This window comes from Pseudoalteromonas gelatinilytica (assembly GCF_001641615.1).
GTDB lineage: Bacteria > Pseudomonadota > Gammaproteobacteria > Enterobacterales > Alteromonadaceae > Pseudoalteromonas > Pseudoalteromonas gelatinilytica.
Genome location: NZ_LRRU01000019.1, coordinates 240076 through 256503, shown reverse-complemented (window position 1 = coordinate 256503; position 16428 = coordinate 240076). Strand labels below are relative to the sequence as shown.

General features: G+C 41.7%; 12 protein-coding genes. 7 read left to right on the top strand and 5 right to left on the bottom strand.

Annotation, left to right across the window (positions count from 1 at the left end):
- The first annotated feature begins 3 nt into the window (after nucleotides 1–3).
- Together NH153_RS11550 and NH153_RS11545 are read left to right on the top strand one after the other, a co-directional pair.
- Nucleotides 4–1602 carry an ABC-F family ATPase gene (locus NH153_RS11550; RefSeq protein ID WP_082874043.1) on the top strand — a complete coding sequence of 533 codons (1599 nt, stop codon included), beginning with the start codon at nucleotides 4–6 and terminating at the stop codon, nucleotides 1600–1602.
- A 136-nt stretch (nucleotides 1603–1738) separates the two neighbouring features.
- On the top strand, nucleotides 1739–3664 hold the full coding sequence (locus tag NH153_RS11545; protein ID WP_063703948.1) for a hypothetical protein: 1926 nt from the start codon (nucleotides 1739–1741) through the stop codon (nucleotides 3662–3664).
- Nucleotides 3665–4270: 606 nt separating this feature from the next.
- Here NH153_RS11545 and katG read toward each other — a convergent pair.
- Nucleotides 4271–6448: a catalase/peroxidase HPI gene (gene katG, locus NH153_RS11540; RefSeq protein ID WP_063703945.1), complete on the bottom strand. Its 2178-nt coding sequence runs from the start codon at nucleotides 6446–6448 to the stop codon at nucleotides 4271–4273.
- Nucleotides 6449–6712: 264 nt separating this feature from the next.
- Here katG and NH153_RS11535 point away from each other — a divergent pair, with 264 nt between their 5' ends.
- Nucleotides 6713–6970: a hypothetical protein gene (locus NH153_RS11535; protein ID WP_063703943.1), complete on the top strand. Its 258-nt coding sequence runs from the start codon at nucleotides 6713–6715 to the stop codon at nucleotides 6968–6970.
- Nucleotides 6971–7033: 63 nt separating this feature from the next.
- On the opposite strand, the gene NH153_RS11530 is transcribed toward NH153_RS11535, so the two are convergent.
- Entirely contained in the window at nucleotides 7034–8407 is a 1374-nt protein-coding gene (locus NH153_RS11530; RefSeq protein ID WP_063703941.1) for a GAF domain-containing sensor histidine kinase, read from the bottom strand.
- Nucleotides 8408–8678: 271 nt separating this feature from the next.
- Here NH153_RS11530 and NH153_RS11525 point away from each other — a divergent pair, with 271 nt between their 5' ends.
- The 4 genes from NH153_RS11525 (at nucleotide 8679) to NH153_RS11515 (ending at nucleotide 11739) form a co-directional block, all read left to right on the top strand.
- Nucleotides 8679–9569: a tetratricopeptide repeat protein gene (locus tag NH153_RS11525; protein WP_063703939.1), complete on the top strand. Its 891-nt coding sequence runs from the start codon at nucleotides 8679–8681 to the stop codon at nucleotides 9567–9569.
- A gap of 371 nt (nucleotides 9570–9940) precedes the next feature.
- Nucleotides 9941–10198 carry a pentapeptide repeat-containing protein gene (locus NH153_RS22065; RefSeq protein ID WP_082874065.1) on the top strand — a complete coding sequence of 86 codons (258 nt, stop codon included), beginning with the start codon at nucleotides 9941–9943 and terminating at the stop codon, nucleotides 10196–10198.
- A gap of 40 nt (nucleotides 10199–10238) precedes the next feature.
- Nucleotides 10239–10538 (top strand): helix-turn-helix transcriptional regulator, encoded by a 300-nt coding sequence (locus NH153_RS11520; RefSeq protein WP_063703937.1) that lies wholly within the window; start codon nucleotides 10239–10241, stop codon nucleotides 10536–10538.
- On the top strand, nucleotides 10528–11739 hold the full coding sequence (locus NH153_RS11515) for a type II toxin-antitoxin system HipA family toxin (RefSeq protein ID WP_063703934.1): 1212 nt from the start codon (nucleotides 10528–10530) through the stop codon (nucleotides 11737–11739). The genes NH153_RS11520 and NH153_RS11515 overlap by 11 nt, the downstream gene beginning before the upstream one ends.
- 482 nt (nucleotides 11740–12221) lie before the next feature.
- Here NH153_RS11515 and NH153_RS11510 read toward each other — a convergent pair whose 3' ends face one another.
- The 3 genes from NH153_RS11510 to NH153_RS11500 form a co-directional block, all read right to left on the bottom strand.
- Nucleotides 12222–13031, bottom strand: coding sequence for a nuclear transport factor 2 family protein (locus NH153_RS11510; RefSeq protein ID WP_167350242.1), 810 nt, complete (start codon nucleotides 13029–13031; stop codon nucleotides 12222–12224).
- Nucleotides 13032–13102: 71 nt separating this feature from the next.
- Nucleotides 13103–13843, bottom strand: coding sequence for a ferredoxin--NADP reductase (locus NH153_RS11505; protein ID WP_063703931.1), 741 nt, complete (start codon nucleotides 13841–13843; stop codon nucleotides 13103–13105).
- A gap of 179 nt (nucleotides 13844–14022) precedes the next feature.
- The gene (locus NH153_RS11500; protein ID WP_063703929.1) at nucleotides 14023–16377 is read right to left on the bottom strand and encodes an Ig-like domain-containing protein; all 2355 of its coding nucleotides are present in this window, start codon (nucleotides 16375–16377) and stop codon (nucleotides 14023–14025) included.
- Nucleotides 16378–16428 lie beyond the last annotated feature (51 nt).

The window sequence follows — 16428 nt, the reverse complement described above, 5'->3', positions numbered from 1 at the left end:
TCGTTGATTTCAACCGCTAATATCACCATGCAGTTTGGTGCAGAGCCTCTGTTTGAGAACATTTCAGCTAAGTTTGGTAACGGTAACCGCTATGGTTTAATTGGCGCGAATGGCTGCGGCAAATCGACCTTTATGAAAATTCTAAGTGGTGCGCTTGTGCCAACGTCTGGCAATGTGTCGATTGCGCCGGGTTTAAAGCTAGGTACGCTAAGCCAAGATCAGTTTGCGTTTGAGCAATACACTGTGGTTGATGCGGTGATCATGGGTGATGCAGAACTTTGGAAAGTTAAACAAGAGCGCGACCGTATCTACTCACTACCAGAAATGAGTGAAGAAGACGGTATGAAAGTCGCTGAGCTTGAAAGCATTTTTGCCGAAATGGATGGCTACACAGCAGAAAGCCGTGCGGAAGAAATTTTGATCCAAGCGGGTATTGAGCAAGAGTTTCATTACGGCTTAATGGCAAACGTTGCGCCGGGCTGGAAACTTCGAGTACTTTTAGCACAAGCGCTGTTTGCAAACCCTGATATTTTGCTGCTTGATGAGCCAACCAATAACCTTGATATTCACACCATTACTTGGCTAGCTAACGAGCTTAACCAGCGTAAGTGTACGATGATTATTATCTCTCACGACCGTCACTTCTTAAACTCGGTATGTACACACATGGCCGATATCGATTACGGTGAGCTACGAATTTACCCTGGTAACTACGAAAAGTGGATTGAAGCTTCAAGCTTGCAACGCGAACAGCTGCTTGCTGAAAACGCAAAGAAGAGCGCCGAAATTGACGAGCTACAAGAGTTCGTAAACCGCTTTGGTGCTAACGCATCAAAAGCAAAACTAGCGAGCTCTCGTGCTAAGCGCATGGATAAAATTAAGCTTGATGAAGTAAAAGCATCGAGCCGTATTAGCCCATCACTTCGTTTTGACGAAGGCAAAAAGATGTATCGCCAAGCATTAGAGCTTACCAAGCTAGGTCATGGCTTTGAGGGTGAAACCCTGTTCAGCGGTGGTGACTTATTACTAGAAGCCGGCGCTAAGCTTGCGGTTATTGGTGAAAACGGTGTTGGTAAAACCACCCTATTACGCTGCCTAGTGAATGAATTACAAAGCAACGAAGGTGTGGTTAAGTGGTCTGAAAATGCCAGCATTGGTTATTGCCCGCAAGACAGCAGCAAAGAGTTTGATAACGACTTAACTCTATTTGATTGGATGTCGCAGTGGCGCACCGCTAAGCACAACGATTTAATGGTTCGTGCTATGTTAGGCCGTTTATTATTCACTGCAGATGACGCTAACAAAAAAGCACGTAACTGTTCGGGTGGTGAAAAGAACCGCCTATTGTTTGGTAAGCTCATGATGCAAGACATCAACGTGCTCATTATGGACGAGCCAACCAACCACATGGATATGGAAGCCATTGAAGCACTCAATAATGCATTAAAAGATTACCAAGGCACACTGATTTTTGTGAGCCACGACCGTGAGTTTGTATCGTCATTGGCGACTCGTATCATCGATATTAAAGATCAACAGCTTATCGATTTTCAGGGCACGTTTGACGAATATATGGACCATGTTGCGCAACAAGCGCAGTAACCCCTTCTTCGAAAAGGTGAGCAAGTTAGCTCACCTTTTTTGTTTACGTTCAGTTACATAATACCTTTGACTGACTTACCCAATTTAGGTAATTTGCATCTCTTTTACAAAGAAAAATAAACTTTAAAGGATGTAAATGAAAAAGCTTCTTAGCGTATCGGCATTAACACTGGCATTAACAGCGTGTGGTGGCGGTTCATCAACAGACAAAAAACCAGATGTAAAAGTTGAGCAAAATACTGCGCCTACCCTCTCAGGCTCACTGGCCCTTTCTATTAAAGCGCTTGAATCAGCTAATTTAGTTGTTGATTTAAAAGATGAGCAAAACGACAGTGTGACAACAACGATTATTGATAAGCCAGAATGGCTGACTGTATCCACCAGCAGTAATCAAGTAACTTTTAGTGCTGAGCCAAGCCTATTCGACGTTGCTAACCACGCTTTTACTGTGGAAGTCTCTGATGGTAAAGCAAGTAACCAATATACCCTAACCGTTAATGTCGCTGAAAACCGTGCCGCATGGCAACCAATTGAGCTTAGCAACAGCGAAGTGATGGGGAATTGGCAGTCAAGCGATAGCAGCGTGCAGCTTTCGTTTGCCTCTGAAGACACCGGTGTGATTGCTCAAAACGGTGAGTTAAGCCGTTTTAGATGGTCAAATCCTGATGTTATTGCGTTAAATACCCAAGCAATTGATTGTTTGCATGAGTGTAATCAACAAGCCCTTCTTGAAATGGAAGTGTTAGCTAAGCGCGATGACGCTATTCGTGTTGAGCTTTTTAATGTATCAACCGATAAAGGCGAAGTAGTTACCCTTTATAAATCAAATACAGAGCTTAGCTCTGCGTATTATGTTGATATGGATGACAATACTTTTCACATGGTGAATCATATAAACACCGAAGGTGAAGAAAGCTATTTTGAAGTATCGATAGCAAGCTATATTCCAACAGCTTCAGGCAGTACCACATCATTCCCTTATGCAGAGTTTTCGGCGACCTTAGAAGGTAAATCGTTAGCGATTAATGGCGACAAATTTATTACGAACAGCTATGCAAATCAGCTAAATAAAGAAGGCTACGAGGTGAATGTAGAGTTTGACCTTAACCTCGTTAATGCCGAAGTAGTTGCGCAGTTCGATGATTTTGCGGTTCTAAAACTGCAACATATTCTTAGCTATCATGATGAAGCTGACGCTGCGAATATTGTTGAGTCAGAAGAGCTAACTGAAGCTATGAAAGTGCAAACATCGGTTGTTGCATTACAAAAACTGACACCGATTGCGGTTCCTGAGCTTAAAGTGGGTAAAACGTATACTGGCCGCTTAAATAATAAAAATTCAGATACAGGTGAAGGATTAACGCTTCGCTATTTACCATCATTTTTCACTATCACTGCCGCCGACACTGCAACGGTAACATTCAATACGCCAATAAGTACCGACTCGTTCAAGTGGCATTACAACTTAGACAATAATGGCGACACCGTTAAGGTAACCGGCAATGGCCTAGATACCAGCTTACAATTTTTCACTCAACCTGATGGTAAAACTCTCATGGTGCGCGAGCGAAATAAAGAAGAGCGTCAGGCTCGCTTAGGGTATGAATTTTTGGAAGTGATTGATGATTCAACCATCACTCTTGATGACTATAAGCATCTATTTAGCTACTTACGTCAAGACTACACCAGCGGCAACCTGAAAACATACTGGTTTATAAATGATGATGGTAAAGGCAGCTTCTATTATGCTGATCAATATGGCCTTGAAAACAGAGCTAACTTTACGCCAAATACCTATTGGCAATTTGAAGCTGATAATAGTATTAGTTTTGCAATGATGTCTCAGTGCCCAGGCGCAGTTGATTATGCTAGCTGTAAGGATGAAGTGTTAGGCGATGATGAAATTTTATATGCCTCTTTAATTAATTTTAAAATTATTCATAAAGAAGCAGATAAATTCATTTTCGACCGCCTGTTTTGGCAGCGTATCTATAACTACAGCGATAAAGAAGTTGAAGAAAACATATACCAAAACAGTTATTGGTTAGGGATTGAAAAGTAAAGGAGCTTGCAGCGGTCAGCCGCGCGAAACAAGTTTCACACCTACATGTAGCAGCGGGTTTATCCCGCGTCCTTGGCGAGGTTCTTGGCGCTGGGATTTAGGTTCTAGGCTCTAGGCGCTAGGTCCTAGGCTCTGGGCTCTGGGACGCGATGTAAAATCGCTGGTTTCTAGTCGTTAGAGGTCAGATGTTAGATGTCAGTCGAGCTGTGGGGTTGGTTAGTTCGAGAGTTTTTCGCAACAAAAATGCCTCTTATGCAACATTGTAGGAGGTACTTTAGTGCCGAATCGGACGTCGAAAAGAGCGGTTAGTCAGACGCGCGAAACAAGTTTCACGCCTACGTGTAGCAGCGGGTTTATCCCGCGTCCTTGGCGCTAGGCTTTAAGTTCTAGGCTCTAGGACGCTATGTAAAATCGCTGCTACCTCGCATCTCGCATCTCGCATCTCGCATCTCGCATCTCGCATCTCGTAACTTTACTCTTTCCCCTCGTAACTTTACTCTTTCCCCTCGTAACTTTCCCCTTTCCCCTTGAAACTCGCTAACTTCTTTAAATAAAAAAGGCCACACAGTTTAACTGTGTGGCCTTTGTACTTAACGGAATTTTAAGTTAAATATCGAAACGGTCGGCGTTCATTACTTTCACCCATGCGTCGACAAAGTCTCTTACAAAACGTTCGTTGTTGTCGTCTTGTGCATAAAACTCTGCGTATGAGCGTAGGATTGAGTTTGAACCAAACACTAAATCAACGCGTGTTGCTGTCCATTTAGTTGCACCTGTGCTGCGCTCAACAATATCGTAAAGGCCATTGCTTGTTGGCTTCCATGTGTAAGCCATGTCAGTTAGGTTTACGAAAAAGTCTGTGCTAAGTGTGCCTACATTATCTGTAAACACGCCATGCTTAGAGCCGCCGTGGTTAGTGCCAAGTACACGCATACCACCAACAAGAGCGGTCATTTCTGGTGCTGTTAAGCCCATTAATTGCGTACGCTCTAGCATTAGCTCTTCTGCTGAAACCACGTAATCTTTCTTCAACCAGTTACGGAAACCATCGTGAATTGGCTCAAGTACGTCGAACGAGTCTGCATCTGTCATCTCGTCTGTAGCATCACCACGACCCGGCGCAAATGGCACAGTGACGTCAACACCCGCTGCTTTTGCAGCTTGTTCAACCGCAGCAGAGCCACCAAGTACAATTAAATCAGCGAGGCTTACTGGTTTGCTTAAACCCGCTTGTACTGATTCAAGTGCGCTTAATACTTTAGCTAAACGCTCAGGCTCGTTACCTTGCCAATCTTTTTGCGGTGCTAGGCGAATACGTGCACCATTTGCACCACCGCGATGGTCTGAACCACGGTAAGTACGGGCGCTGTCCCATGCTGTTGCAATTAAGTCTGCTTGACTTACACCACAGTTAAGTAGCTTGGTTTTAAGCTCGCTAATTTCGCTGTCTGATAAGGTGTAATCCACCGCTGGGATCGGATCTTGCCAGATCAGATCTTCGCTTGGTACATCGGCACCTAAATAACGTGATTTAGGGCCTAAGTCACGGTGCGTTAGTTTGAACCATGCACGTGCAAACACATCACTAAAGTATTCAAAATCATCGTTAAAACGTTCGATAATCTTACGATAGGTTGGGTCCATCTTCATCGCCATATCGGCGTCGGTCATAATAGGATTTAAACGAATTGATGGATCTTCTACATCAACTGGTTTGTCTTCTTCTTTAATATCGATTGGTTCCCACTGCCACGCACCTGCTGGGCTCTTCTTAAGTTCCCACTCGTAGTTAAGCAGTAAGTAGCAATAACCGTTATCCCATTTAGTTGGGTGAGTGGTCCACGCGCCTTCGATGCCTGATGTCATGGTATCGCGGCCAATACCGCGTGAGTTATGGTTGTTCCAGCCAAGGCCTTGCTCAAACACATCAGCCGCTTCTGGCTCAGGGCCAACGTTCTCTTCGCTACCATTACCATGGGTTTTACCCACAGTGTGGCCACCGACTGTAAGCGCTGCAGTTTCTTCGTCATCCATTGCCATACGGGCAAAGGTTTCGCGAACTTGTTCAGCCGTTTTAAGTGGATCAGGATTACCATTCACCCCTTCTGGGTTCACATAAATTAAGCCCATTTGTACCGCTGCTAATGGGTTTTCCATGGTGTCTGGTTTAGCTACATTTGTATAACGCTCATCACTAGGTGCTAACCACTCTTTTTCAGCGCCCCAGTAAACGTCTTTTTCTGGATGCCAAATATCTTCGCGGCCACCTGCAAAACCAAAAGTTTTTAAACCCATTGATTCGTATGCCATATTACCGGCTAAGATCATTAAATCAGCCCAAGAAAGTTTGTTACCGTATTTCTTTTTAATTGGCCAAAGTAAACGGCGTGCTTTATCTAAGTTAGCGTTATCTGGCCATGAGTTTAATGGCGCAAAGCGTTGATTACCCGTACCACCGCCACCGCGGCCATCTTCTAAACGGTATGAACCTGCTGAGTGCCACGCCATACGGATCATTAAACCACCGTAATGGCCCCAGTCAGCTGGCCACCATTCTTGGCTTTCGGTCATTAAGTTTTTTAAATCGGTTTTAACTGCTTCAAGGTCAAGAGATTTGAATGCTTCTGCATAATTAAAGTCTTTGCCGTAAGGATTCGTTTTGCTGTCGTGTTGATGAAGAATGTCGAAATTGAGTGCGTTTGGCCACCAGTCGGTATTTGATTGAGCGGTGACAGTGTTACTACCATGCATTACCGGGCACTGGCCCGTTTTTCCATTACTCATTATATGCTCCTCATAAGCTAAAAATATGACGAAACGCTAAAAAGTCGCTTTTATCCCTTTCGTCATAAAGAGAGATTTTCTAATAGTTATGAATAACTAATAGCAAATAAGTTCCTGTTGTTTAAAACTATAGGAGTTGTATATAAATAAAGCTAGATCTAGATCATGGTTTTAAATCGATTGCACCGATAGAAAAATCTGATTTGATTCATTTTGTAAAACCGTCCATTTTATAAGGGTATTTTTTAACAGCGAGTAGCCCTTATGAAAACTATTAATCCTGATGTTGCTAGACAACTAAGTATTAACTTTTTTATCGCCAATTTACCTATTTTGATGTTAACGGGGCTGGTAGTTGCTTCGCTTGTCGGGCTAACCTTTAGAAGCTCAGTATTGTTTTGGCTGGCGTTGTTAATCACACCTTTAAGCATTAATTATTTATATTCTAAAAAACGCATAAAACAGTTTTGCAAAGACAACAAATGCTCAGATATTTCTTGTCTTGCCAAGCAAACTGATTAATTTTTAATTTCATTACCCAGTCACCAGATTATTTAGCCTGCAACTTGTTTAAAAATTAATTAGTTATGCGAGTTTCATAGGTAGTTTGAAGGTGACAGTAACACCGTTATCGGGTTTACTATCGATGCTCACTTCACCTTGCAGCGCTTGCGTTGCAAGGTTATAAACGATCGACATACCCAACCCACTGCCGCCACTCCCTCGTTTGGTGGTAAAAAATGGCTCAAACACCTTGTACATAACATCTTCAGTCATGCCATGGCCATTATCTTTGTAGGTGACAGTGTAGCTGTGATTGTCATTATCTATGCTCACAGCAATATCTATGCGGTTTTGCTCTCGGCCAATAAAGCCATGCACGCAGCTGTTATTAACTAAGTTTAGAATTATTTGGCTAAGCGCCCCTGGTACGGTGATCAACGAAAAGTCTTCGACGCAGTCGATGTTTACTTCGACACTATGGCTTCGCGTTAGCGGCATAAGACTGTGCAATATATTTTCAAGATAATCTTTAATATTGGTATCTAGTAAATTAAGCGATGACTGATCAACTGCGGTTTGCTTAAAGTCGCTAATCAGTTTTGCAGCCCGCTCAAGGTTGGTAAATGATATTTTGATGCACTCGTTTAAGTGATTCATACCTTCGAGTAAGGCCGTTTTTGTTAAGGTATTTGCCTCTATATGTTTGTTAAGGGCACTGAGTTTATCTTTTGCCGAACTATTCGCGGTTACTGCAATGCCAATAGGCGTGTTGACTTCATGTGCAATGCCCGCAACAAGATTACCCAGTGAAGCCATTTTCTCGGCTTCTATGAGTTTTTCTTGCATTGCGGTGAGTTCTGATAAGGTTTTTTCAAGTGTACGCGTACGTTCAGCTACACGTTGCTCTAGATGCTGATTGGCGCGCTCAAGTTCTGCATTGATACGTTCATTCTCTTGTGCAGACAGGGCTCTGCCATAAAGATCTGCCAATGCACCAATAAATGAACATTCATCTTCTGTCCAATGCCGCTTGCCACCAATATGCTCACAGCAAAAAATCCCGATCATTTTTCCTTTATAGCGAATTGGTGCATCAAGCATTGCACCGATATTAAGAGGGGTTAAATAACTTTCGCTAAATTCATAGGTGGCAGGGTCGGTATGAGCATCTACTGCGGTAATCGTACGTTGGGTGTCGAGCGCTTTGAAGTAGGCTGGGTATGCATCACGAGGGAGCACTAACATTTGAATTTCTTTGCCGTTTTCTCTATCAAGTAACAAACGACACTCAATCGCCGTGTTTTCGGCATTTAAAAGCCAAATCCCAGCTCGGCCAATTTCAAGGCCATCAAGAACAGCATTTAGAATTAAGCGTTCAGCTAATTCAACATTGCCACTATCAAGATCGGAAGAAATTGATACTCCATACAGCAGTTGGACTAGTTGTTGGCGCATACTCTCACCTTTTAGTTTTACGACTCCTTAAGTCTAGACGAACATTATGATTCTGACAGAACGAATATAAGTTTTTAAAAACTCATTTAGTATTAAGTAGTTGTTCAGATAAACAGGGGTATATTGTACCTAACTCCTGTTGATACCCCTTACGACTTTATGTTGTTTAAGCAGTTTGGCCAGCTCTCCCCCGAGCTGGTTTTTTTTTGCCTAGTCCACAGTGCTCACGCATGTTACAGTTACTCTAGAACTCACTAAAAATGAAAAGATCATGCGTTATACCTTAATTTTAATTACTTTTTTAATGAGCTTTAGCACGTTTGCAGCAGCTCAAAATGAACCTGAAAACCGCCCTGCACTGAATGAAGCAGAACAACAACAAGCACTCGATAAACTTCAAGAACCTATGTATAAGCCATTGTTAGAGCGTTATATTCTTGATGAATTAAAAGCAGTGCGCCAAGACCAACAGAAACTGCGTGAAGATGTGACCAAACAAGTTGCTCACACACAACTTGATACTGCCGACCGCGCATTAACTTATACAACCGACACCATTAATAATGTCTTTTTTATTATTACCATTACCGCTTCAATTTTAGTTCTAGTTGGCTGGAATTCGCTGCGTGATGTTAAAAACAAAGTAGAAGACATTGTTAATACACGCGTGAGTGCAATCACCAAAGAATACGAAGAGCGATTAAAAGTACTAGAAGAAAAACTACGTGAGCGATCTGAAGAGATCTTAACGAATCAGAAAAAGATCTCAATTACGAATGAGGTTCACTCTTTATGGATGCGTGCCAATTTAGAAAGCGATGTTGCCAATAAGATTGAAATTTTTGATGAGATCTTAAAACGTAAGCCAGAAGATGTAGAAGCGATTGCCTATAAAGCCGATGCATTACTTGAAAAGAATCAAACCACAGAAGCTATTGCACTTTGTAATCAAGCATTAGAAATCGATAGCGATTACGGCTATGCATACTGGCAACGTGCTTGTGCGTATGCATTACTGCACAAACACGCCGATGCTATGGCTGATATTCGCATGGCCCTTGAGTATTCTCCTAACTTGCGTAACGAGCTATTACACGAGAGCGCGTTTGCCAGCCTGCACGACAACGACAGCTTTAATTCGTTGTTAAACGAAACGGTTTAGTCGCCCCCCCATGTAGCAGCGGGTTTATCCCGCGTCATAGGCGTTAGGATTTAGGTCCTAGGCACTAGGATTTAGGCTCTAGGTCCTAGAGCCTAGGACGCGATGTGAAATCGCTGACTTTTAGCCGTTAGAGGTCAGATATTAGATATCAGCCGAACTGCGGGGTTGGTTAGTTCGAGTGTTTTTCTCTGCAATGAAAACCTTGTTCGAGGCATTGTAGGAGGTACTTTAGTGCCGAATTGAACTTAGAAAAGAGTGGTCAGTCAGACGCGCGAAACAAGTTTCACGCCTACATGTAGCAGCGGGTTTATCCCGCGTAATAAGCGTTAGGCTCTGGGTTCTAGGTCCTAGGCGCTAGGACGCGATGTAAAATCGCTGCTACCTCATATCTCGCATCTCATATCTCGCATCTCGTTACTCGTACCTTTACTCTCGCTAACTTTACTCTCGCTAACTTTACTCTTGCTAACTTTACTCTTGCTAACTTTACTCTTGCTAACTTTACTCTCGCTAACTTTACTCTCGCTAACTTTACTCTCGCTAACTTTACTCTCGCTAACTTTACTCTTGCTAACTTTACTCTTGCTAACTTAATCCCCCTCTATTGCAAAAGCCCCAAATACCGCTAAACTAATCATTAAATACCTAATGATTATAAAAGCAATCAATATGCGTTCTGAACAGGCAGCAAAAATGGCACAAAAGCTGGGCGATTTGATACGCCAGCACCGAACACTTCATTATACGCAAAGTACATTTGCGAAAATGATTGGGGTATCACGTTCAACTGTACAAAAGTTGGAGCAAGGTGATGTTGTGAAAAGTGACATTCTTTTTGAAGCGCTGGTTGTACTTAACTTACAAGGAGCACTGCTTGACGAAATAAATGAATTAGCTGCAGACGTAGGTGGCTACAATGCGCGCCAACGCAAACGAAATTCACCACAGGAAATTAATGATGACTTCTGAGTGCTATGTCTTTATAGATGGTTTAGAAGAAAAACCCGTTATTTGTGGTTACTTTAAATTAGATAATCAATCAGGTCGCGGTGAGTTCAACTATGGTAAGAGCTATTTAGCCCGAAGCGATGCCTTTGCTCTAGATCCAGTACATCTGCCATTAAAATCGGGGATTTTCAGTTACAGCGCAAACAGAGGTCTATTTGGCGTATTGAGTGATGCAGGAGCTGACTCGTGGGGGCGCAAGTTAATTCTTTCGCTTCATACTACAAAACCCAAAAACGAGTTAGAATTTTTATTAGCTGGGTCTGGGTATGGCGTAGGAGCTCTTGTTTTTAGTCTCTCGCGAAGTGCCTCAAAGCATAAAACTAACAAAAACACCTTGTCTGATTTAGCCTTGCTAGACCAAGCTAAAGATGACTTGCTGGCGAATAAAACAATTTCTGATGAAGCTAAGAAAGCATTTGAGTTTGGCCAAAGCATGGGGGGAGCTAGACCGAAGACCTCTATACAAATTGACAACAAACTCTACTTAGCAAAATTCAATCGCCAAGATGATTTATTCAATCTAGTCAGAGCTGAACATGCTGCAATGAAAATGGCGGAACAGCTTGGTATTCGAACGGCTCCTACCTTTATTCATAAAACACATACCGGTGATGTGCTACTTGTTGAGCGGTTTGATGTTAGTAATGGGTTACCAACACACCACTTTTTAAGTGCGAATAGCTTACTTCAAAAACCTAAAGTTGCTATGAGTGATCTTTCAAGTGACTACTCATATGGTCAATTAGCTGAATTTATAAGGCATCAAACAATGCAAAATGCAGGTGATGCTGAAGAGTTGTTTAAGCGAATGGTGTTCAATGCGTATATTGGTAATACAGATGATCACACTCGCAATCATGCATTCCTATATTCATTTTCACAAAAAAATTGGCGATTAAGTCCAGCTTATGACATCACTCCAATCAACAACTCAAAACAACATGGTCTTGGCTTTGGCGATGATGGTCGTTATGCAAGTAAAAGCAATTTTTTATCTCAGGCTAAGCGATTTGGATTAGCAAATTCTGCAGCAAAAAACATCATCAAAGAGATTGAAGAATATTGCAAAGATTGGCCGACTCACTTTAAACATTTTGCCGACGTTAGTGATGAAGATATCACTCGCTTAAAAGGTGTAATTCCTGAAATAAATGAAGAGTAATAGCGTGAAACAAGTTTCACGCCTACGTTTTATCCCGCGTTATAGGCGCTAGGATTTAGGCCCTAGGTTCTAAGACGCGATGTAAAATCTCTGGCTTTTAGCCGTTAGAGGTCAGATATTAGATATCAGCCGAACTGCGGGGGTGGTTAGTTCGAGTGTTTATCTCTGCAATGAAAGCCTTGTTCGAGGCATTGTAGGAGGTACTTTAGTACCGAATTGAACGTAGAAAAGCGCGGTCAGTCAGACGAGCGAAACAAGTTTCACGCCTACGTGTAGCAGCGGGTTTATCCCGCGTCATAGGTTCTAGGATTTAGGTCCTAGGCTCTAGGCGCTAGGACGCGATGTAAAATCGCTGCTACAGACTCGCACCTCGTTACTCGCAGCTTTCCCCTTGAAACTCGCTAACTTTACTCTCGCTAACTTGTAACTTGAACCCACTAACTTTCCCCCATAAAAAAAGAGCAGCTGGGCTGCTCTTTTTTCTATCGGAAGAATAACACTTTGGTTATTTTGCCATTCTCTATTTTGTAGCTGGTGACGAACTCTGAGCGCTTGTCGACGACTTTCGGGTCTTGCGTACAAGTTTCAGAGAGTTCATGATCAATCACGATGTTGCCAAGTACGATGCGTTTAATTGGCGATGACTTAATGCACTTTAGCTTTTTGAACATGATACCGTATCGTGCAATAAGCTTTTCTTTACCAGTAAACATAAGCTCATTCGGGAATGTATAAAACTCAACGTTTTCATCATACATCTTAATAAAAGCATCAATGTTGCGAGCGTTGTACGCAGCGATAACTTGTTCAATCACTGCCATTGATTCACGTGACTGGCGCGCTTTTTCTTGCTGCTTAGCTGTTAGTGCTTCTTTAGCTTGGTTAACGGCTTTTTCTGCTTCTGCGACTGCTTGCTGTTTTTCGGCAACTGTTTTTGGTTGCTCAGCAGGTGCTGGGGTTTGTGTACCGAGTACTTTACTGTCATCGACTTCTGCAACCGCTTTTAACGCTTCGGCAGTGGCTTTTTGCTCGTCACTGTTTGTTGTGGTTGCAGTCGTTGTTTTAGCTGCTTCTTCAGCTTTCGCTTTTTCTTCTGCTGTGGTTTTTTCAGCTTCCGCCGCTGATTTTTGCTCTGTTGCTGGCTTTTCTTCAATAAACTCTAAGCTTGGTACGTCCTTCTTTTCGGCTTTTTGTTCATTGCTCGTTTGAGGCTCGGTTTGTTCGGTGGTTTCGTCACTTGCAATTGACTGCCAAGAGAATAATAAACTGATTGCAAAAAATAACGGTTTCATACTTTTCCTAAATGCATCATTCCTGATTTGAGGCGCTAAGGTAGCAAATTCTAGCTGTTTGGCATAGTTTTTTACCAATATTGCTCTACTGTGATCTGCCCAGGTTCACGGCGCCTGTTGCGGCTAAAACCAAGCTCTAACAAAATAGCCGAGGTATCTTTTACCATTTGTGGGTTACCGCAAATCATAAATTGTGCGGTATCAGGTACAGTCGGGCGCCCTATTACATCAAATAAACGATGGTCTTTTATTACGTCTGTTATCCGGCCATTAAAACCGATTGTGGCTGACTCTCGGCTGACTACAGGCGAATAGTAAAGATTTGGGTACTGCTGCTGTAGCGCTTTAATGCGCTCCTGATAACTTAAGTCCTCATTAAGACGAACTCCATGCACTAAATGAACATGCTCAAACTTTTGCCACACTTCGCCCTGCTCTAATATTGAAATAAAAGGCCCAAGCGCAGTGCCTGTACTCAGCATATAAAGCTGCTCACTGCTTGGCACTTCATCAAGAGTAAAAAAGCCAGTCGCGCGGCGCTCTATAGTCACTGAGTCACCCGGCTTTAATTGCGCAAGTTGTTGAGAAAGTTGCCCGTCTTTCACATTGATAAGATAAAACTCGAGGTCGGGATTATTCGGCGCATTCACATAAGAATATGCACGTGCGACACGTTTATCACCCACTTGCATTGCAAGCTTTGTAAACTGCCCCGCCGTGAATGGTTCGACATCAGCATTAACGATTAAGCTAAATAATGACTCAGTCCACCATTTAACGTCTTTAACCTTAGCTTCAACCCAATTAGACATACACATCCTCAATTGTTGTTCCTCTATTAAAGGTGGCAACAATTGCTTGAATTTTCAAGTTTTAAGGGTCGGATGCGAGATGCGAGATGCGAGATGCGGGCAGGATTTTACGCGAGGTAAATAAGTAGTCATAAAAAAAGCCGCATAAATGCGGCTTTGATAGGGTTTCATTAATTAGGTTATAAGCCTTTATCAACCGTGTTTTGCCATGCTGCTTCCCAAAGGCTAAGATCTTCTAGTTTGATAAAGTTAATGCGAGGATAAATTAAGTTTTCAATTTCATCCTCAGAAATTTCACCATTATTATCCTCATCATAACCATAATAACCATACTCATGTACTAATGCAGAATTTGATTCAGGAACATATGCTAGTACGTCCCAAAATCTATAGCGCAAATCAAAATCGCTTTCATAGCCCATTTTAATTTGGTTTTCTGTTCGGCTCCATGCCCATTCGGTTCCAATGTGAAAATAGTTATCAGGCCCATCTATTAAATGAGCTGAACGAATAGCCCGCTTTACAGTATTGTTCGCATCAAACTGGTAAGCAAATAGATAATCAATATTCATTAGGTCATCTTCATATACACTCTCACTACCATGATTCATTACTGTAATCATAGGTTGATACACCTTTGGTAGCTCAGTAATCATGTTGTCAAAAAACAATTCAGCATCGTCTTGTACCTTAACAACGGAGCCTGTACCTTGAAAAATTAGTTCATCATTTTCCCATTGCTGTACAAAGGTTAAGTAACGATGACTATCAGACATAATCGGCGTATAAGTCACTTTTTCTGTAGAGCTAGAAAGCACCAAGCTATTTTCTAAGCGCTCTACTACATAAGATTTACCTGTGTGTTTCGCAGTTGCTGTCACACCTGAAATTGTTAAGAACTCATGATTAAGAGTGCTTCCTGAAACTTCCTCTGCAACATACAGTAATGGGACAGACCACTCCCCAACTAACTGTTCTGAATTAAGCAATGAAAATTCATCATTGGTGCCGTTAACAATTTTCAATGCTCCATCAATTGGTTTTTCGTAAATTAGAGTATCTGATTCCCATTCAACGGCTTCCGGGATCTCTAACTCTTCAACATCTACCCCAGAAATGTATGCTAAAACACCTGACTTATCATTGGCTAATTTAGAAACCGTTCTTTTTAGTGGGTACTTTTTAACAATAATAAATGAATTTATTTTGCCCTTGTAGTAAGCATCTCGTATTGCTATGGCGATATCTTCGCCCCATTTATTAGCAATTTCTACCATTCCACTATCAATGTTGAAGCTTAAGTCGATTGCATATCGTAAAACAGAGTCTTCTGCAAAATCGAATACAAGCTTACCTTGTTCGATTTTCCACTCAACACTCGCTTCTCGAATATCGTTATTTTTAGCGACTATACTTTTACCTTGATGATCACTATTCAAAATAAGTGTTTTATCTGCATATAGCGGCATTAACTTTTTACGGTACGCTGAAAATGTAAATAGTGGTTGCTCAGTGAGCTCTTGTTCAGTAAAAACCAAATCAGTACTGCTGATAGAGTCATTTTTCGCTTGTGTGAAATCAGCTTCATACTGCTCGGTTAGATTACCTTGCGTATCCATTGCAGCAATACTCACTAAGTAAGCATTTATTGCCTCTTTAACTTCACCAGAGTTTAGTAAAGTCAACGATGTACCTTCAGCAACTGTATAGTTGTCATTATCGACCAACAGTTTTATAAAACTTGCAGTATCTAATAATTCCTTTGGTGATATTTGTGCAGAAAAACTATCGTAAGCTTCTTGGGTAATTATTGTGTCTTCAGCATTTTGTTCTTCAGCCAATAAATAGTGGGCAGTCGATAAGTGAGTGATGTTGGCATTGTTTCCTTGCTCATATGAAAAAATGCGATCCTCACCCGAAGCTAGCATTACACTTTCAAAACTCCCAAATAAATTAACTAACTCGACGTGTTTTTGATCATTAGCCGTACCAATCGCCTTTAATAAAAGCATATCGGTTATATCTGACGTTTTAACATCTAACTGATAAAAGCCATTACTATCAGCTTGAGTTTCAAGTGTTTCGCCATTAATTGTTAAAGAGATATCAGCATTTGCAATTGGTTTATCAACCACTTGCCCATGTAAAGTCAACTGCTGATATAAAGTTAGCTCAACGCTTGCTTGTGACGTTTTTTCTCCATCGGTTATTTGATAGCTGAAGCTATCTTTTCCTGCAAAGTTTGCATCAACCGGAGTATAAAGCACTTCATTATTTGAAATCGTTGCTGTTCCGTGAGTTGGCTGCGTTAATATTTGCGCAACAGTTAACGCATCACCATCACTATCTGTGTCATTTTCCAAAACACTAATTACAACACTTTCACCATTAAGGGTTGAACTAGTATCAATAACTGCAACGGGTGCCGAATTTGTTAATTCTTGTTTAGATTCCTCATTACTATCACTATTGCCACCACAACCAGTAAGTAAAGATGAAAAGACAAGGCTTAGAGGTAGGTATTTATATTTCATACTAATCCTTAGTATTTTTGTCCAAGAGAGTTTATTAATTATTTACTTTTT